At 72.2% G+C, this 17,612-nt stretch carries 15 protein-coding genes and 1 pseudogene; 9 read left to right on the forward strand and 7 right to left on the reverse strand.

The window, feature by feature from the left end; all coding sequences use genetic code 11:
* Positions 1-356: 356 nt before the first annotated feature.
* From ACFWIC_RS01065 to ACFWIC_RS01075, 3 genes are read right to left on the reverse strand one after another with little or no spacing between them, the layout of a single operon-like run.
* Positions 357-1,436 (reverse strand): threonine aldolase family protein, encoded by a 1,080-nt coding sequence (locus tag ACFWIC_RS01065; RefSeq protein ID WP_380514996.1) that lies wholly within the window; start codon positions 1,434-1,436, stop codon positions 357-359.
* The gene (locus ACFWIC_RS01070) at positions 1,433-2,188 is read right to left on the reverse strand and encodes an SDR family NAD(P)-dependent oxidoreductase (protein ID WP_329880246.1); all 756 of its coding nucleotides are present in this window, start codon (positions 2,186-2,188) and stop codon (positions 1,433-1,435) included. Before ACFWIC_RS01070 ends, ACFWIC_RS01065 begins: the two co-directional genes overlap by 4 nt.
* A complete protein-coding gene (locus ACFWIC_RS01075) occupies positions 2,185-3,585 on the reverse strand; it encodes a DUF6421 family protein (protein ID WP_380514728.1) in 1,401 nt (466 codons plus the stop codon). Before ACFWIC_RS01075 ends, ACFWIC_RS01070 begins: the two co-directional genes overlap by 4 nt.
* 262 nt (positions 3,586-3,847) lie before the next feature.
* On the opposite strand from ACFWIC_RS01075, the gene ACFWIC_RS01080 reads away from it, so the two are divergent.
* The 5 genes from ACFWIC_RS01080 to ACFWIC_RS01100 all read left to right on the forward strand — a co-directional run bounded on the left by ACFWIC_RS01080 (position 3,848) and on the right by ACFWIC_RS01100 (position 8,398).
* On the forward strand, positions 3,848-4,714 hold the full coding sequence (locus tag ACFWIC_RS01080) for an ABC transporter substrate-binding protein (RefSeq protein WP_380363382.1): 867 nt from the start codon (positions 3,848-3,850) through the stop codon (positions 4,712-4,714).
* Positions 4,715-4,722: 8 nt separating this feature from the next.
* Positions 4,723-5,634 (forward strand): amino acid ABC transporter permease, encoded by a 912-nt coding sequence (locus ACFWIC_RS01085; RefSeq protein ID WP_380363391.1) that lies wholly within the window; start codon positions 4,723-4,725, stop codon positions 5,632-5,634.
* Positions 5,635-5,738: 104 nt separating this feature from the next.
* Entirely contained in the window at positions 5,739-6,491 is a 753-nt protein-coding gene (locus ACFWIC_RS01090; RefSeq protein ID WP_380514998.1) for an amino acid ABC transporter ATP-binding protein, read from the forward strand.
* Positions 6,492-6,635: 144 nt separating this feature from the next.
* Positions 6,636-7,277, forward strand: a complete 642-nt coding sequence (locus tag ACFWIC_RS01095) for a DUF5134 domain-containing protein (protein WP_329948793.1) — start codon at positions 6,636-6,638, stop codon at positions 7,275-7,277.
* Positions 7,278-7,450: 173 nt separating this feature from the next.
* Entirely contained in the window at positions 7,451-8,398 is a 948-nt protein-coding gene (locus ACFWIC_RS01100) for a M56 family metallopeptidase (protein WP_380514732.1), read from the forward strand.
* 18 nt (positions 8,399-8,416) lie between these two features.
* On the opposite strand, the gene ACFWIC_RS01105 is transcribed toward ACFWIC_RS01100, so the two are convergent.
* Positions 8,417-8,869 (reverse strand): MarR family transcriptional regulator, encoded by a 453-nt coding sequence (locus ACFWIC_RS01105; protein ID WP_329948795.1) that lies wholly within the window; start codon positions 8,867-8,869, stop codon positions 8,417-8,419.
* An 87-nt stretch (positions 8,870-8,956) separates the two neighbouring features.
* On the opposite strand from ACFWIC_RS01105, the gene ACFWIC_RS01110 reads away from it, so the two are divergent.
* Complete coding sequence (locus tag ACFWIC_RS01110; protein ID WP_329948796.1) at positions 8,957-10,474, forward strand: MFS transporter; 1,518 nt, start codon at positions 8,957-8,959, stop codon at positions 10,472-10,474.
* A 258-nt stretch (positions 10,475-10,732) separates the two neighbouring features.
* Positions 10,733-10,804, forward strand: a pseudogene (locus tag ACFWIC_RS01115) (TetR/AcrR family transcriptional regulator); the annotation flags it as partial.
* 495 nt (positions 10,805-11,299) lie between these two features.
* Here the strand turns inward: ACFWIC_RS01115 and ACFWIC_RS01120 are convergent.
* Complete coding sequence (locus tag ACFWIC_RS01120; RefSeq protein WP_329880262.1) at positions 11,300-12,166, reverse strand: helix-turn-helix transcriptional regulator; 867 nt, start codon at positions 12,164-12,166, stop codon at positions 11,300-11,302.
* 415 nt (positions 12,167-12,581) lie between these two features.
* On the opposite strand from ACFWIC_RS01120, the gene ACFWIC_RS01125 reads away from it, so the two are divergent.
* On the forward strand, positions 12,582-13,103 hold the full coding sequence (locus ACFWIC_RS01125; RefSeq protein WP_329880263.1) for an ATP-binding protein: 522 nt from the start codon (positions 12,582-12,584) through the stop codon (positions 13,101-13,103).
* A gap of 357 nt (positions 13,104-13,460) precedes the next feature.
* On the opposite strand, the gene ACFWIC_RS01130 is transcribed toward ACFWIC_RS01125, so the two are convergent.
* Complete coding sequence (locus tag ACFWIC_RS01130) at positions 13,461-13,706, reverse strand: DUF397 domain-containing protein (RefSeq protein WP_329880265.1); 246 nt, start codon at positions 13,704-13,706, stop codon at positions 13,461-13,463.
* Between the two features lie 526 nt (positions 13,707-14,232).
* Between ACFWIC_RS01130 and ACFWIC_RS01135 the strand changes: the two genes are divergently transcribed.
* Positions 14,233-15,144, forward strand: a complete 912-nt coding sequence (locus ACFWIC_RS01135; protein ID WP_380514736.1) for a sirohydrochlorin chelatase — start codon at positions 14,233-14,235, stop codon at positions 15,142-15,144.
* A 137-nt stretch (positions 15,145-15,281) separates the two neighbouring features.
* Here the strand turns inward: ACFWIC_RS01135 and ACFWIC_RS01140 are convergent, their stop codons facing one another.
* Positions 15,282-17,501, reverse strand: coding sequence for a hypothetical protein (locus ACFWIC_RS01140; protein WP_380514739.1), 2,220 nt, complete (start codon positions 17,499-17,501; stop codon positions 15,282-15,284).
* Between the last annotated feature and the right edge of the window lie 111 nt (positions 17,502-17,612).

Here is a 17,612-nt window from a genome sequence, read left to right on the forward strand (position 1 = left end):
CCGAGGCCGGGGATGTCAACATATCTGGCGTTGACTTTTGGCACGCTGTTGAGTTCTCAAGGAACGGACACTTCCTTCAGGCGGCTTTCACACCGGCCCTCCGGGCGCTTCGTTCTTTCGTGTTTCCAGCTTATCAGACGTTTTCCGCTCCGTTTTCCGGAGTTTCATTCATCGGATTTTGCTTTCCGCTTGCCCCCGCTCTCTCGCGGCGACTCCGGAACTGTACGGCGATCGGCACGCCACATGCAAATCGTCCCGTCCCGCGGCGGCAGGACGGGACGATCCGCGGTTCGAGCAGGCCTTCGGCAGGCGCCGGACGCGTGCAGGACACGGGTCGGACGAATGTCAGAGGCCTGTCACACGCGGCCCATCTCCTCGGCGATGGCCGTCGCGAAGGCGTCGATGTCAGCCTCCGTCGTGTCGAACGAGCACATCCAGCGGACCTCTCCGGTGTGCTCGTTCCAGAAGTAGAAGCGGTAACGCTTCTGCAGCCGCTCGCTCACCTCGCGGGGGAGGATCGCGAAAACGGCGTTCGCCCTGACCGGGCGGACGACCGTCACGCCCTCGATCCCGCGGACGGCGGCCTCGAGGCGGCTGGCCATGGCGTTGGCGTGGCCGGCGTTGCGGAGATAGAGGTCACCCGCGAGCAGCGCCTCGAACTGGACCGAGACGAAGCGCATCTTCGAGGCGAGCTGCATCGAGGTCTTGCGGAGGAACTTGATGTTCCGGACCTTCTCGGGGTTGAGCACGACCACGCACTCACCGAACAGCAGGCCGTTCTTCGTCCCGCCGAAGGAGAGCACGTCGACGCCCACGTCCGTGGTGAAGGCGCGCAGCGGGACGCCGAGCGAGGCCGCGGCGTTGGCCAGGCGGGAGCCGTCCACGTGGACCAGCATGCCGAGCTGGTGCGCGTGGTCAACGATCGCCCGGATCTCCTCCACGGTGTAGAGGGTGCCGAGCTCGGTGCTCTGGGTGATCGAGACCGCGAGCGGCTGCGCGCGGTGCTCGTCGCCGAAGCCCCAGGCCTGCTGGTCGATGAGCTCGGGGGTGAGCTTGCCGTCCGGCGTGGGGACGGTGAGCAGCTTGATGCCGCCCATCTTCTCCGGGGCGCCGCCCTCGTCCACGTTGATGTGGGCCGACTCGGCGGTGATCACCGCACCCCAGCGCGGGAGCAGTGCCTGCAGGGCGACGACGTTGGCGCCGGTGCCGTTGAAGACGGGGTGCGCCTCGGCCTTGTCGCCGAAGTGCCGGCGGAAGACGTCCTGGAGGTGGGCGGTGTAGTCGTCCTCGCCGTAGGCCACCTGGTGGCCGCCGTTCGCGAGGGCTATCGCGGCGAGGACCTCCGGGTGCACACCGGCGTAGTTGTCGCTGGCGAAGCCGCGGACGGCGGGGTCGTGCCGCCGGACGGCGTCCGTCTGCGGGGTGGGGTCGGTCATCGGGCTGTCAGCCACAGGTGCTGTCCGTTCAGTTCTTCTGCGGGGCGGTCCCAGAGGCCCGCCAGGGTGGTGGCGAGGTCGGCGGTGTCGGTGAAGCCGGCGAACTTCGCCTCCGGCTTCTCGGCCCGCATCTCGGGACTGACCAGCGCCTTGATCACCAGGATGGCAGCCGCGGCGGTGGGCTTGCCGTCCTCGGCGGTGGTCTCCTTCGTGAAGGAGTCCGCCATGGCGAGCGTCCAGGCCTCGGTGGCGGCCTTCGCCGCGGCGTAGGCGGCGCCGCCCGCGGTGGGCTTGTGGGCGGCGGCGGCCGAGATCATGGCGTAGCGGCCACCGCTGCGGACCAGGGCGGGCTGGAACGCCAGCGAGGTGTGCTGGAGGGTCCGCACGACGGTGTCGTGCAGGAAGTCCCAGTCGTCGATCCGGGTGTCGAAGAAGGTCTTGCTGCCGCGCCAGCCGCCGACCAGGTGGAGGAGGCCGTCGACGTGGCCGTGCTCGGCCTCCAGGTGGTCGGCCCAGTCGTGGACCTCCTGCGGGTCGAGGAGGTCGATGACCTGGCCGCTGACCCTGGCTCCGCGCACGGCGACGCGCACGGTGTCGAGGGCGGCCTCCAGCCGCTGGGCGTCGATGTCGGCGCCGATGACGGTGGCGCCGTCCGCCGTGAGGCGGCGCAGCACGGCCTGGCCGGCCGGGCCGCTCGCGCCGGCGACGGCGATCACCTTGCCGCTGAGCGGTCCCTTGGGTGCGGTGGTCACGCGGCAACTCCCTGCAGGCCGGCACCGGTGATGCCGGTGGTCGAGGCGATGACGCCGCTGAGCTTCTTGGAGAGGGCCTCGTAGAACATGCTCAGCGGGAACTCGTCGGGGAGCACAGCGTCGCACAGGGCCTTGTTGAGGGCCTTGCCCTCGGTGATGTCGAACGGCAGCGCCGCGGAGCCCTTCGCCCAGGTGGAGGCGGGGTGCGGGGTGAGGTAGCGGGAGACCAGCTCGTAGGCGGCGATCCAGTGGGCCGGCTTGGGACGGTCGATGCCGTCGCGGTAGAGGGTCTCGATCTCGGCGCAGAGCGCGTTGGTGACCTGCGGGGCCCGCTCCCAGTCGATGCTGAGGCGGTTGTCGCGCCAGCGCAGCGCGTCGTGCTTGTGCAGGTACGCGAAGAGCAGCTGACCGCCGAGGCCGTCGTAGTTGCGGACGCGGTCGCCGCTGACCGGGAAGCGGAAGAGGCGGTCGAAGAGGATCGCGTACTGGACGTCCCGGGCGTGCTCGTTGCCCTCCCCTTCCAGCTTCACCGCCTCCTTGAAGGTGGTGAGGTCGCAGCGGAGCTCCTCCAGGCCGTACATCCAGAACGGGCTGCGCTGCTTGATCATGAAGGGGTCGAACGGCAGGTCGCCGTGGCTGTGGGTGCGGTCGTGGATGAGGTCCCACAGCACGAAGGTCTGCTGCGAGCGCTCCTGGTCCTGGAGCAGGCTCTCGGCGTCGGCCGGGATCTCCAGGCCGAGCAGCTCGACGGCGTTGGTGGAGACGACCCGGAAGCGGGCGGCCTCACGGTCGCAGAAGATGCCGCCCCAGGTGAAACGTTCCGGCGCCTTGCGCACGGCCACGGTCTCGGGGAAGAGGACGGCGGAGTTGGTGTCGTAGCCGGCCGTGAAGTCGGTGAAGGTGATCGGCACGAACATCGGGTTGTCGAAGCGGGTGCGCTCCAGCTCCGCCAGCCAGTCGGGCCAGACGACGTTCAGCAGGACCGCTTCGAGGTTGCGGTTCGGGTTGCCGTTCTGGGTGTACATCGGGAAGACGACCAGGTGCTCCAGGCCGTCCTCGCGCTGTTCGGCGGGCTGGAAGGCGAGCAGCGAGTCCAGGAAGTCCGGCTCCCGGTAGCCGGTGTCGGCCCACTTGGCCAGGTCCACGTCGACGGCGGCCAGGTAGGCCGCGTCGTGCGGGAAGAGCGGCGCAAGCTCCGCGACGGCCGTGCGGACGGTGGCGACCAGCGGGTCGACCGTCCGGCGCTCGACGACGGACAGGTCGATGGAGCCGTCCTTGGACTGCAGGGGGCGCAGGGCCTCGACAGCTTCCTTGAGCCGCAGCCAGGCCGGGTGGCCGGCGAGGGACTCGACCGGGGCGTCGGTCGCCACGGCGAGCCTTGGCGAAAGATTCTGCATCGGGGACTCACTTCGACAGGAGGGTTTTCAACGAGACCACCATAAGTACGAAAGGTTCTTCTGTTCAAGGGGGCACCTGGCGGCGGATCTGCGGTAACCGGGGCCGGAGACCGTATGTCGTCCGTGTGAACAGCTGCCGGGATCTTCCGGGACAGAGCGGACGAAGCCCGGTAAGCCGACCGTGCCGCGCGTGTTCCGGCGTCGCCACCGGGGGAGGTTCCCCACCCGACCGGTCCGTCCCCTTCCTCCCGGGAGCCCCGCCATGCCCCTCCCCCGAAAGCCGCTCGCCGCCCTCCTGCTCGCCGGTGCCGTGCTGGCCGCCTGTGCCCCGCAGGACACCGCGTCCGACGGGAACCCCACGGCCGCGAGCACGGCCGGCGGCTGCGCGCCGGGCGCGTTGCCCACCCGGGCGGCGGGGACGCTGACCATCGGCACCGACAAGCCCGCGTACGAGCCGTGGTTCGCCGAGGACGCGCCGGCGAACGGCAAGGGCTTCGAGTCCGCGGTCGCCCACGCGGTGGCGGAGAAGCTCGGCTACCCCAAGGAGAAGGTGACGTGGGTGGTCGCTCCGTTCGGCACGGCGACCGCGCCCGGTCCGAAGAACTTCGACTTCGACATCAACCAGGTGTCGATCAGTGCCGAGCGCCGGCAGGCGGTGGACTTCTCCTCCGGCTACTACGACGTGCGCCAGGCCGTGATCGCGCTGAAGAGTTCCAAGGCCGCCTCGGCCCGGAGCCTCGCCGATCTCAGGGGCGCCAAGCTGGGCGCACAGGTCGGCACCACCAGCCTGGACGCGGTCACCGACACCATCAGGCCGACCACCCGGCCGGCCGTCTTCGACTCCAACGACCTGGCGAAGGCCGCGTTGAGGAACGGTCAGGTCGAGGCCCTGGTGGTCGACCTCCCGACGGCGTTCTACATCACCGGGGCCGAGGTGACGGACGCCCAGGTGGTCGGCCAGCTGGCGGGCTCCGCGAAGGGTGAGCAGTTCGGCCTGGTGCTGGACAAGGGCTCGAAGCTGACCGGCTGCGTCTCCGGCGCGGTGGACGCGCTGCGGGCCGACGGGACGCTGGCGAAGCTGGAGAAGCAGTGGCTCTCGGACGCCGTCTCGGCCCCCGTCCTCCAGTGAGCGACACCGTGAAGGGGCTCTCCGGGCGGTCCGCCGACCCGGGGACGCCGGCCGGCCCGGGCGCGGCCGACGACGGCTACCGGCCGTCGGCGAGACGGCTCGCCCACGAGGCGTACCGGCGCCGGCGGGCCCACCGCTCGGCGCTGATCGCGGCCGGCTCGACGCTGGTGACGGCGGTGGCGCTGGTCCTGCTGGTGGTCGGCTCGCCCGGCTGGCCGGCCGTGCGGCGGTCCTTCCTCAGTGCCGAGTACGCCCGGCAGGCACTGCCCGAGGTGCTCAAGGGACTGCGGATCAACCTGGAACTGATGGCCGTCTGCGGGGTGCTGATCCTCTTCTTCGGCCTGCTGCTCGCGGTGCTGCGGACCCTGAGCGGGCCGGTCTTCCTGCCGGTGCGGCTGCTCGCCACCGCCTACGTCGACTTCTTCCTCGGCCTGCCGATGATCATCTGCCTGCTGGTGATGATCACCGGGGTGCCGGCGCTGCGACTGACCGGTGTCACCACCGACCCGCTGTGGCTGGGCGGCGCCGCGCTGGTGCTCACGTACGCGGCGTACGTGTCCGAGGTGTTCCGGGCCGGCATCGAGTCGGTGCACCCGAGCCAGCGGGCCGCCGCCCGGTCGCTGGGCCTCTCCAACGCGCAGGCGATGCGGTACGTGGTGCTGCCGCAGGCGGTCCGCCGGGTGGTGCCGCCGCTCCTCAACAACCTGGTCAGCCTGCAGAAGGACACCGGACTGGTCTCGATCGGCGGGGTGATCGACGCGGTGTACGCGGCGAAGATCATCAACGGCCGGTCGTTCAACTCCACCCCGTACCTGGTGGCGGCACTCGTCTTCGTGGTGCTGACCATCCCGCTCACCCGGTTCACCGGCTGGCTCACCACCCGGATGAACCGCCGACGCCAGCAGGGAGGTGCGGTGTGACCGGCCGTCCGTCCGACGACGCGACAGGCCGCCCGCCGGGCACGTCCGCCGTACGACCGGGTGTGCCCAGGCCGTCGGGCGGGGCCGCGCCGTCGGGCGGGCCGGTGAAGCCCGTGCTGCGCCTGGAGTCGGTGCGCAAGAGCTTCAACGGCCAGGCGGTCCTGCGCGACGTGGACCTCGCCGTCCCCGAGCACTCGGTGACGGCGCTGATCGGTGCCTCCGGCTCCGGCAAGTCGACGCTCCTGCGGTGCGTCAACCTGCTGGAGCGGATCGACGACGGCGCCGTCTTCCTGGACGGCGCGGAGATCACCGACCCGCGTGCCGACGAGGACGCCGTGCGACGACGGATCGGCGTCGTGTTCCAGGCCTACAACCTCTTCCCGCACATGACCGTGCTGGAGAACGTGACGCTCGCCCCGCGCCGGGTGCACGGTCTGGCCCGGGCCGAGGCCGAGGCGCGGGCGCACGAGCTGCTCGACCGGCTGGGCCTGGCGGCGAAGGCGCGGGAGTACCCCGACCGGCTCTCCGGCGGCCAGCAGCAGCGGGTGGCCATCGTGCGGGCGCTCGCCACCGGGCCGCGGCTGCTGCTCCTCGACGAGATCACCGCGGCGCTCGACCCGGAGCTGGTCGGCGAGGTGCTCTCGGTGGTGCGCGACCTCAAGGAGCAGGGCATGACGATGCTGGTCGCGACGCACGAGATGGGGTTCGCCCGCGAGGTCGCCGACCAGGTCTGTTTCCTGGACGCCGGGGTGGTACTCGAACAGGGCTCGCCGGAGCGGGTGTTCGGGGCGCCGCAGCAGGAGCGGACCCGGCGGTTCCTGAGCCGGGTCATCGCCTCCGGGCGGCTCTCCGGGTAGCCGGACCTGTGCGGCAGTCCGGCGCCCGCCGGTGGGCCCACTCCGCCGGGCACCACCATGCGCCCCGCACGCGCCCTGCTGCACGCGGCCCCGGGCCGTGATCGTGGACGGTACCCCCGCCCGTCACCGCCCGGGAGGCCGCCGTTGCACGGATCAGCCCTCGTCAGCTGGTTGTTGGCCGCCCTCGCCGCGACCTCCGGCGGCTACTGCCTCACCCGCCTGCGCCGTACTCCCCCCGCGCCGCCCCCGGGAGCGGCCGGAGCCGGAACCGCACCGAGGACGCCCGGCCCGAGAAGGACCGGGGCCACCGGGGCGACCCGCGCGCACCGGCTGCACGCGTACGAGTCGGATGCCTCCGAGGCCCTGATGGGCTTCGGCATGGCCGCCATGGCCGTGACCGGGACGGCCGTACCGGGCGTCGCCTGGGCCTGGCTGTTCGGCCCGCCCGCGGTCGCCCTGCTGCTGGCCGCCGCGTACCGCCCGGAGCGGCGGGCGCACCGGCTGCACCACGCGGTCGGCGCGCTGGCGATGACCTACATGGCACTCGTGATGGCCACCGCACCCGCCGCCGGGCACGCGGGCCACCACCCGTCCGCGGCCGGATCGCCGGCCCTGACCGGCGCCCTGCTGCTCTACTTCGGCGGGTACGCGCTCTGGTCGGGCAGCAGGCTGCTCAGCGGTGCCGGAGGCGGGCCCGGCGGGCTGCCGGCGGCCTCGGCGACGCTGCCCCGGGCCTGGCGGCTGTCGATGGGCATCGGCATGTTCGCCATGCTCCTGACCATGTGACACCAACGCCCGCGCCCACCGTCGCGGCGCCGCACCGTCCTCGCGGCGCGGCCGCCGAACAGCCGTGGCGTTGGTCACTGGTGGCCGAAAGTCGTACCACGCCGCGCCGGCAGCGCTTAGGTTGGACGGGAAGCGCGTTGTCGCGCTCCGTGCGTCCCCGGGGAGCCCATGCCATGACGGCCCTGCTCGGCCTGCTGCTGCTCGGACTGCTGCTCGCCACCGCCGCTCCCCGGCGGCTGACCCGGGCCCGCTGGGTGGACCGCGAACCCGTGCTGGCGCTGCTGGTCTGGCAGTGCCTGGTGGTGGCCGTACTGCTGTGCTGTGCGCTGAGCCTGCTGCTGGCCGCCTCGGCCGCGCTCCCCGACCTGCGGTCGCTGCTGTTCACGGGCGCACCGCACGGCGTGGAGGCGGCGTACGGACTGCACAACGCCGAGGGCTGGGGCCGGCTCTGCGCGGCGGTGCTGGCCGCGGGCGGGCTGCAGACGCTGTTCGCGCTGACCCGTGAGGTCCGTTCGGCGAAGGCGCTGCGCGCTCACCGGCATGCCGAACTGGCCACGCTGTCACCTGAGTTGCCGGGCTCCATCGACGACGCACGGCAGCGCCGGGAGCGGCTGGTGGTGCTGGAGGACGTCCGGCCCGGGGCCTGGTCGCTGCCCGGGCACAACTCCCGGCTGGTGGTCACCACGGGGGCGCTCCGGCAGCTGACCGACCGGGAGTTGGAGGCGGTGCTGAGCCATGAGCGCGGGCACGTCCGGGCCCGGCACCACTGGCTGGCGCAGGGCGCGCAGGCGCTCGCCTCGGGCTTCCCCGGGGTCGGCGTCTTCAGCGCCTTCCGGAATCAGGTGGGCGAGCTGGTGGAGCTGGCGGCGGACGACCGGGCCGCGCGGCGGCACGGCCGGCACACCACCGCCCTGGCACTGGCCGAACTCAACCTGGGGCGCGGGGTGTTCGGCTCCTGCCCGCCCGGGATGGCCCAGTCGCCGAAGCGGGTGGACCGGCTGCTGGCCGGGCGCCCCCGGCTCTCCGTGTCGCACCGCCTGCAGCTGACCCTGGCCGCCCTGGCCGCGCCGGTGGCGGTCGTGCTGACGGCCGCCGCACCGGGCCTCGCGTCCCTGCTGTAGCGCCGGCCTCCGGCCCCGTCAGTCCAGGGTCGTCCCGCAGGCGCGCACCGGTTCGTCGGCGAGCGTGAGGGAGAGCACCTCGCGGTGCAGGGGACGGGCCTCCGTGTAGCGCCGACGGCCGGCCTCGGTGAGCGCGACCTGGATGCCGCGCCGGTCACTGGTGCACATCGCGCGGGTGACCAGCCCGGCCTTCTCCAGCCTGCCGATCAGCCGCGAGAGCGCGCTCTGGCTGAGGTGCACGGTGTCGGCCAGCTCCTGGATCCGCAGCCCGTGCCCGCCACTGCCGTCACACCCCTCGACGAGGCGTTCCAGCACCTCGAACTCGCTCATGCCCAGGCCGTGCTTCTCGCCGAGTTCACGGTCGAGGAGGCAGGCGGTCTGGGCCTGCCGGGCCAGCAGGTCGCGCCACTGGACGACCAGACCGGCCTCCGCCGGGGAGTCGTGGGAATCGTGGGGGTCGAGTTCAGCCACGCCGCCACGGTATCACATGCGGAAGCAACTTATGCGTTAACATCTTATTCACTTGCATTGAATGCATGTGCATGTACTCTCTTGCCCATGACCACCGCGACCGTCACGACGTCTGACGATTCATCACAGGGGGCTCCGCGCTGGAGTCCCCGCCTCTGGGGCACGCTGATCGTGCTCTGCGCCGCGCTGTTCCTGGACGCCCTGGACATCTCGATGGTGGGCATCGCGCTCCCCTCCATCGGCTCCGAACTCCACCTCTCCACCTCCACCCTCCAGTGGGTGGTCTCCGGCTACGTACTCGGCTACGGCGGGCTCCTGCTGCTCGGCGGCCGGACCGCCGACCTGCTCGGCCGCCGCCGGGTCTTCCTCGTCGCACTCGCCGTCTTCGCCGCCGCCTCCCTGCTCGGCGGCCTGGTCGACGACGGCGGCCTGCTGATCGCCGCCCGCTTCATCAAGGGCGTCGCCGCCGCCTTCACCGCGCCGGCCGGCCTGTCGATCATCACCACCACGTTCCCGGAGGGCCCGGCCCGCAACCGGGCACTGTCGATCTACACCACCTGCGGGGCCAGCGGCTTCTCGCTCGGCCTGGTCCTCAGCGGAGTGCTCACCTCGGTCGGCTGGCGCTGGACCTTCCTGATGCCCGTCCCGATCGCCCTGCTCGCCCTGGTCTTCGCCGTCCGGCTGCTCCCCCGCCCGGCCGCCGGGGAGAAGGCCACCGGCCGGTACGACGTGCTCGGCGCGATCACCGGCACCGCCACCGTGCTGCTGCTGGTCTTCACCGTGACCGAGGCGCAGGGCGCCGGCTGGCTCAGCCTGCGCACCCTGGGCTCGTTCGCCGTCGTGGCGCTGCTCGGCTCCGCCTTCCTGTTCGTCGAGAGCCGCACCGCGCACCCGCTGGTCCGGCTCGGGATCTTCCGCAACGGCTCGGTCGCCCGCGCCAACGTGATCGCATTCGCGATGACCGGCGCGTACGGCGGCTTCCAGTTCGTGGTCACGCTCTACCTCCAGGAGCTGCTCGACTGGTCGGCCCTGGAGATGGCGCTCGGGCTGCTGCCCGCCGGCGCGATGATCGCCCTGTCGGCACCGTTCATGGGCCCCGTGGTGGACCGCTTCGGGACCGGCCGGCTGCTGCCGATCGGCCTGCTCGCCCTGGTCGGCGCGTTCGCGCTCTTCCTCCGGCTCGACGAGCACAGCTCGTACCCGGTGCTGGTGCTGCCGTCGATCATCCTGCTCGGCGTCGGCTTCGCGCTGGCCTTCCCCTCGGTGAACATCGCCGCCACCGACGGCGTCGCCGACGATGAGCAGGGACTGGCCTCCGGCCTGGTGAACACCGCGATCCAGGTCGGCACCGCGGTCGTCCTGGCCGGCGCCACGGCCATCATCACCGCCGGCAGCGGCGGCGGCACCGGCGCGCAGGCCCAGCTGGACGGCTACCGGCCCGCCCTGCTCTTCATCACCGGGATCGCGGTGGTCGGTTTCGTGATCGCCGTCGCGGGCGCCGTTCTCGACCGACGGACGAAGGCACCTCACTTCTCCGTACCGGACTATGATTATCCGTCAGTCGACCTGGTCGACCGGGGCGGCGAGGTTCTGACCAAGAGCTGAACAGCGGTACGAGTTCCACCAGGCCCGGGACGGAGTCCCCGGGCGGGCGCCGGCTCCACCAAACCCCCGTGTTGGTAGAGCCGGCGCCTCCGTACGAACCGAACGCCGCCGCCCGGCCCAAGGCCCGGGGGCCGCGGTCCGGTCGCCGGCCGCGCCAGTATATTGGCCGACAGCCAACGAACGTACGGAGCAGAAACGATGGCACCTCGCGGGGATTCGGTCAATGAGGAGATGCGTCAGCGTTCCCGGCGACGCATCATGCGGGCCACCGTCGAACTGGTCGACCGGCACGGATACGCCGGGACCACGCTGACCGACATCGCCGAACGGGCCGGACTGGCCCGCGGACTGCTCTCGTACTACTTCGACGGCAAACGGCTGCTCATGCAGTCGGCGACCCACCGGATGATGCACCAGGAGCTCTCCACCGCGCTCGGCGAGCTCGCGCCCGACGCGACACCGGAGGCCCGGCTGGCCCGGGCGATCGACGCGGTGCTCGGCCTCGCCATGGACCACCCGCGGGTGATGCGCTCGCACCTGGCGCTGATCCTCGACCCGGACACCGGCGCCTTCGTCCAGGACCCCGAGCAGCAACGGCTCGGCTCGATCCTCCAGGAACTGCTGCGCGACTGGGGTGCGCCCGACCCCGTCGCGGAGCACGCGGTGCTGCGCAGCGCCCTGATGGGCGGCTGCATAGGCGTCCTGCTCCCGGGCGCGGAGGTGCCGCTGGCGCCGATCCGCGCGGACCTCTTCAGCCGCTACGACCTGCCCTGGCACCTCGGCCGTCCGGTGGAGCGGCGCGCGGCGGACGGGGACGTCCGGCGCTCAGCGCTCCTTCAGGATCGAGGCCAGCAGGTCGATGGTGCGCTCGGGCGTGAGGCTGTCCACGCAGAGCCGCTCCATCACCTGGATGTAGGCGTCGACGTCGTCGCGCTTGTCGAGGTACAGCGCACTGGTCAGCTGCTCCAGGTACACGACGTCCGCCAGGTCCTGCTCGGGGAAGCGCAGGATGGTGAACGCACCGGACTCACCGGCGTGCGCACCGAAGCGGAACGGCATGACCTGGATCACGACGTTGGCCTGCTCGGCCGCGTCGATCAGGTACTGGACCTGGCCGCGCATCACCTTCGGCCCACCGACCGGACGGCGCAGCGCCGCCTCGTCGATGACCGCCCAGAGGCGGGGGCTCTCGCCCTCGGTGAGCAGCTTCTGGCGGCGCATCCGCAGGCTGACCCTGCGCTCGACCTCCTCCTCGCTGATCACCGGCCGACTCTGGCCGAAAACCGCCCGTGCGTACTCCTCGGACTGGAGCAGGCCGGGGACGAACTGGACCTCGTAGGTGCGGATCAGTGCGGCGGCCTCCTCCAGACCGACGTAGGTCTGGAACCAACCCGGCAGGACGTCGTTGAAGCTGTGCCACCAGCCCGACTTGTTGGCCTCGCGGACCAGCCCGAGCAGCGCCTCGCGCTCCAGGCCGTCGTCCACTCCGTAGAGGCTGAGCAGGTCCGCGACATCGCGTTCCTTGAAGCTGACCCGGCCGAGTTCCATGCGGCTGATCTTGGACTCGGACGCACGGATCGCGTAGCCCGCGTCCTCGCGGGTGATGCCGCGCCCCTCCCGGAGGCGGCGCAGCTGGGAGCCGAGGAGGATCCGGCGGACCATCGAGCCGCCGCCCGGCTGAACTGTGGTCATGTGGTCCTAACCTCCACCTAGGGCAAACAGCGCACAGTCTGCCATCAGTTGAGCGCTCACGGTGCCGATACTGACGGATGTTCCTATCAGTTCTGTACTCCGCACACCAGGATGCACGTGCATCCGGCGCTTGCATATGCCATTTGAACGACTGCACGTGAATCGACTCTTGCATCTGCAGTGAGCGCAGAGGACGATGGTGCACGTGCACCTGCACATCCCTGGCAATCCCGCGGGCTCCGCGTCGACCCCACGCGCGACTCCGTGCACAGGCCCGGCAGCGCCCCCGCGCCTCCGGGCCCTTGTGCGCGCGCGCCTGGTCGAGTGGGCGGCCGTGCGGCCGAGCGAGTCGGAGGTGACCGGCATGACCCCGGCGGGTCCAGCCGTGTCCGCCCCCTTATGGGAGGAGCTCTTCATGAGCACCGGAACGGCTTTGGCAGTCGACCCCCATGTGGTCACCTGTACGCTCGCTCCTCGATATGAAGCCGTCAGAACCGCGCGCGACTTCGCCAGAACCGCCCTGCACCGCTGGGGCCTGGGCGAGCTCTTCGACGACGTCGCGCTGGTGGCCTCGGAGCTGGTGACCAACGCCCTGCGGCACGCGATCGGCGCGCGCCCCGGTGCGGCGGACGACTACGACTTTCCCATGCAGTGCGCAGCCGAGGGGAGGCTGCCGATCCGAATAAGCCTGGTGCACCGTTCCCCGCAGGTGGTCTGCGCGGTGAGCGACCCCAGCAACATCGGCCCGGTGGCGCGGGAGGCCGACTTCGTGGCGGAGTCGGGCCGCGGCCTCCACCTGGTCGACTCGTTCAGCCACTCCTGGGGCTGGCACCCGCTCGGCGGCGGCAAGGTCGTCTGGGCGCTGTTCGAGGCGGAACCGGAACAACGGTCGATCCCGGCCCCCGAGATGAGCGGACGGCACCGACGCTCGGCCTAGCACGGCGCACGACCCGTGACAGGACCCCCGGGAGCACCACACCGCCCGGCGGGAGACCACACACCAGCGCGACACACCCCGGCAACGGCGATCGGTGACCCTCGGGCAGCGGGTACCGGCCACCCTTGCGGCGGTGCGCCCCTCCGATCCGCGTGCGGCGGCTCGGCACGGCGGCGACGGCGGGTGACCCTGGCGGGCGGAACGGCGGCCGGCGGGCGAGGGCCCGCGAACGGCGGCCGGGCCGGCGGAACGGCAGCTCGTGGCACGACGGCTCGCAGGGCGGCGGAGCCGGTAAGACAAAGGCCGTCGTGGTGTCAGCACCCACGACGGCCCCCCGATGGTGAAGCCGGCGGCCGGTCAGACCGCCAGGTGGTCGAACTCCCCGTCCTTGGCCCCCAGGAGCAGGGCCTCGATCTCGGCCCGGGTGTAGATGAGCGCCGGACCGTCCGGGAAGCGGGAGTTGCGCATCGCCACATCGCCCCCCGGGAGGGCGGCGAACTCGACGCAGTTGCCCTGAGAGTTGCTGTGCAGGCTCTTCTGCCAGACCACGCCCTTGAGGTCCGCAGCGGCCATCCCGTTGTACGTGTCGAACGTGTCGTGCATAGAAATCTCCCGAAGAGCTCCGGAGTGGGTCGTCCAGCTCGGCGCCCCGGCTCTCAGCCGAACGGCTCGGCCGGCCCCGTACCGGCCCGGCACAACGCCTCACTTGACGTGATGATAGCTCCAGTGCACGTGCATCAGCACGGGACGTTGCAGGTGCACGGGCTTTTCGACACCGAACCGGAACTCTTCACGAGCCGCGCACCTGACGGTACGTAAGTGGACATAGTCGACCGAATCGGCCGGATGTCGATGACGGCCCGTAGGCGACCACCCGCTGAATGTTGATCTTCGGGAGCCCGGAGTCGCACCGCTGTGACCCCACTGTGACCCTCCGTCAGACGATGCCCGCCCTGTGAGACATCTCACGCGCCCCTCCTGCAACGCGGAGCTCCTCCTCTCGCATCTGAGCGGATACCGGGAGAGAAACCGGGTTCGGGCCGGTTATGTCCGGTTTTCGGATGGGCCGCCCCTCCTCGTACGGCAGCCGACTGCGAGCACGGCGGGGGAATGTCCTACGATCTCCGCCATGAGCACCGCAGCCATCCCGGGCGCGCCACTGCCCGTCCGAACCCCAGGCTCCCGTGCGCGGGGGCGCCACCGCCGTCCCGAGCGCCCCGAAATCCCGACCGGTTCGCCGGTCCTGCTGCTCGCCGTGCCCGCGGCCGCCGGACCGGAATCCCGGTCCGTGGTCGAGGAGCTGCTGTCCATCGTCCGCAGCGAGCAGAACGGCGTGCAGACGGCAGCCGGTTACCTTCCGGCCCACGGCGCCGAGGTCGGCGCCGAGCGCACCGTCGCCGAACTGCTGGACGAGGCGGCCGAGGCCGGCCTGCCCACGCCGGTCATCGTGCCCCTCGTGCCCGGCCCGCACGACTTCCTGACCGACCTGTACGCCCTCGCCGCCGAGTACGGCGCCCCCGTCACCGACGTGCTGGGCCCGCATCCGCTGCTGGCCGAGGCCGTGCACGTGCGCCTCTCCGAGGCCGGTCTGGCCCGCGCCGACCGGGCCCGGCTCTTCGCCATCGCGACCGCCGCCGACGGCGTGGTGCTCACCACCGTCGGTGGGCAGGCCGCCGCCGACGCCGCCGGGATCACCGGCATGCTGCTGGCCGCCCGGCTGGCCGTGCCCGTCGTCCCCGCCGCGCTCGACCTGCCCGGCTCGGTGGCCGCGGCCGTCGCCCACCTCCGGGAGATGGGCTCGCAGAACCCGGCGCTGGCCCCCCTGGTGATCGGCCCGGAGGCGGACTCCGAGCTGCTCGCCACGGCAGCCGAGGAGTCCGGCTGCCCGTCGGCCGCCCCGCTGGGCGCGTACCCGACGGTGGGCCAGCTGATCGCCTCCACCTACCTGGCCACGCTGCCGACCGTCGACTTCGAGGCGCAGGCCGCGGAGGCCGGGGACGTCGCCGCGGAGCCCTCCGGCGGACGGCACGCCGCCCAGTAGCGCAAGCCCGTCCGAAGGGGCCCGGAACGCATCCGTTCCGGGCCCCTTCGGCTGCTCGCACCGGCCGGAACGGTCCGGCCCCCCGCCCTCCGGCCGGACCGGGACCCCGCACCGCCGCCGCGGCCCCCGGGGCGGCCTCAGCGGCCGACCCGACTGGTGGGCGAGGCCGCGTCCTTCAGTTTCAGGGCAGGCAGCCGCACCGGCCGGGACTGCGCCGCGAAGGTGGCCACCGGCGCGGCGGCGGCGTTCCACTGCGGCTGCGCGGCGCCCTCCTCGTCCGGCTTGCGGACCTTGAGCACCTCGGTCTGCCCGGCCCGGCGCAGCAGGATGTTCTTCGGCCGCACGGCCTCCGGGTCCAGCCAGAGCTCGTTGCCGCCGAACTCGCAGTCCAGCAGCAGCACGTCGTCCGGCTGCCCGTCCGAGGTGGCCCGGAAGGCCACGCCGGCCCGCCGGTAGCCGGTGAACCGGCTCCGGCTGAAGGTGACGGCCTGTCCGGCGAGTTCGTGCCGGGCGGTGGAGACGGCGAAGTCGCTCTGCCCGGCCGCGTCGACGAGCAGTCCGTCGAACACGGTGCCCTCGTCCCGGCCGAGCGAGTGCAGCGCCACTCCCCCGCCCGCGTTGCCGTACAGCACGCTCGCGGTGTAGTCGAAGTCGTTGAGGTAGGCGCCGTGCTCGATGCCCCAGCCGCCGTTGTGGTAGGCGGCGAACTCGGTGACCACGTGGTGCTGACGGGCATTGAGCCAGACGAAGATGCCGTCCCGCAGGTTGTTGTGGGCCAGGCAGCGCTCGAAGGTCCAGACGCCCTCGCTGTTCTCCGGCCACTCGAAGCCGGAGGCCCCGTCGGCGCCCTGGACGCCGACGGCCACGCAGTCCACCGCCTTGCCGCCGGTGCCCGCGCCGAGGTTGAAGCCGGTCAGCCGGTAGGCGCGGGGGTGGGGTTCGAGCAGGGTGCGGGAGGCGACGCAGGACTCGTAGACGATGTCGTCGGAGGGGCGCTGCGGGGTGCGGGTGTCCAGCGGCCCGTCCCACCAGTACGCGTCCTCCCAGGTCTCGTGGCTGATGCAGCTGCGGAAGGTGATGCCGTGACTGGCGTGCGGCACGTACGCGTGGCTGCCGGCGTCGCGGACGACCACGCCCTCGACGACGGTCCCGCGGGTGGCGTCGCCGAGCTGGTGGAAGTGGAGCCCGTACCGGCCGAGGACGGCCGCGGTGACCGGGGCGGTGCCGTCCTGTCCTCTCCAGGTCTCCTTGGTGTCGGCGCGCGGGCCGACCCAGCGCAGCGCGGCGTGCCGGACGTCGGCGCGCCGGGAGCTGGTGAGGTGGACGTGGGCGCGGCCCTCGGCGGTGCCCTCGACCCGGACGGTGCGGGTCAGGTTGAGCACCTCGGCGCCGACGGTGACGCCCCCTCCGGCGGCGACCAGGGGGTGGGCGTGCTTCAGCGGCGACTCCAGGGTGACGGTGGCTCCGCTGACGGACCGCACGGTGACGAGGTCGTAGTGGGCGGCGAAGCCCTCCTGGTCGGGCGGGCCGGTCGGGGTGACGGCCAGTTCGTCGCCGGGGAGCCAGCCGGCGGGCGGGGCGGACAGGGCCAGCTCGGTGCCGCCGGCCTTCAACTCGCGGTCGGCGCGGACCCACGCGGTCTTGGCGGCGCCGTCGAGCCGCAGGTAGCCGGCGCCGGTGACCCAGAGGCCCACGTCGGTGTCGACGACCTTCATGCCGTCCCCCTGGAAGCGCCTCTCGTCGACGGCGGGGAAGCGCAGGGTGTGGGTGTGGGTGCCGTCGGGGGCGAGGGCGAGGGCGCCGCGGATCTCGACGTTCCCGGTGGCGGCGAGGGTGAGGGTGCGGTCGGCGGCGAAGGTGAGGGCGCCGGTCGGCTCCACCAGCAGCGTGCCGACGGCGGCGTCGGTGTCGAGCAGCACCCGGTCGGTGATCCGCACGGTGCTTCTCGGGCCGGGCACGGCACCGCCCCAGCCGGCCGGGTCGGACCAGCGGCGGCCGCTCTGGTCGACGGTGGGCGCGGGGGCCGGCTGTTCGGGCGCGGCGCCGACCGGAGCGGCCTCGGGGGACGCCCCACCGTGGCCTCCGGCTCCCGTCCGGTCCGCGCCGACGGCCGTGGACGATCCGGCGACGGCGGCGACCGGTTCGGTCGGGCCGCTCAGCGAGCGCCGCAGCACCTCCTCGCCGCTGACCGCCGCGAAGGCGGTGCCGACGGCGAGCCAGCGCAGTAAAGTGCGGCGACTTAAGGGAGTTAGGTGCGGTTCGGGCGGGATGTCCGCTCTGCGATGCTTTGCCCTGCGGTGCGCTCCGCGCGCCCGGCCGGTCGGCCGGGCGGGGTCCGGGTCCTCGTCCATGGCCATCGGTGCGTAGCCCTCCCCACGGGCGGCTGCGGCGGCGCCGGCGTCCTACCGACGCTCTGAAGCATAGGCAGTTGCGTTGACCGCGACGGGCGTTGCATGAAATCGGTCATT

It is taken from the genome of Kitasatospora sp. NPDC127035, assembly GCF_042726075.1.
In the GTDB taxonomy this organism is placed as follows: domain Bacteria; phylum Actinomycetota; class Actinomycetes; order Streptomycetales; family Streptomycetaceae; genus Kitasatospora.

What these genes read in the sequence shown, in the direction of transcription:
- ACFWIC_RS01065 (WP_380514996.1), bottom strand. Translation starts at nt 1,436, where the DNA reads ATGACCGACCCCACCCCGCAGACGGACGCCGTCCGGCGGCACGACCCC.
- ACFWIC_RS01075 (WP_380514728.1), bottom strand. Translation starts at nt 3,585, where the DNA reads ATGCAGAATCTTTCGCCAAGGCTCGCCGTGGCGACCGACGCCCCGGTC.
- ACFWIC_RS01080 (WP_380363382.1), top strand. Translation starts at nt 3,848, where the DNA reads ATGCCCCTCCCCCGAAAGCCGCTCGCCGCCCTCCTGCTCGCCGGTGCC.
- ACFWIC_RS01100 (WP_380514732.1), top strand. Translation starts at nt 7,451, where the DNA reads ATGACGGCCCTGCTCGGCCTGCTGCTGCTCGGACTGCTGCTCGCCACC.
- ACFWIC_RS01110 (WP_329948796.1), top strand. Translation starts at nt 8,957, where the DNA reads ATGACCACCGCGACCGTCACGACGTCTGACGATTCATCACAGGGGGCT.
- ACFWIC_RS01120 (WP_329880262.1), bottom strand. Translation starts at nt 12,166, where the DNA reads ATGACCACAGTTCAGCCGGGCGGCGGCTCGATGGTCCGCCGGATCCTC.
- ACFWIC_RS01125 (WP_329880263.1), top strand. Translation starts at nt 12,582, where the DNA reads ATGAGCACCGGAACGGCTTTGGCAGTCGACCCCCATGTGGTCACCTGT.
- ACFWIC_RS01130 (WP_329880265.1), bottom strand. Translation starts at nt 13,706, where the DNA reads ATGCACGACACGTTCGACACGTACAACGGGATGGCCGCTGCGGACCTC.
- ACFWIC_RS01135 (WP_380514736.1), top strand. Translation starts at nt 14,233, where the DNA reads ATGAGCACCGCAGCCATCCCGGGCGCGCCACTGCCCGTCCGAACCCCA.
- ACFWIC_RS01140 (WP_380514739.1), bottom strand. Translation starts at nt 17,501, where the DNA reads ATGGCCATGGACGAGGACCCGGACCCCGCCCGGCCGACCGGCCGGGCG.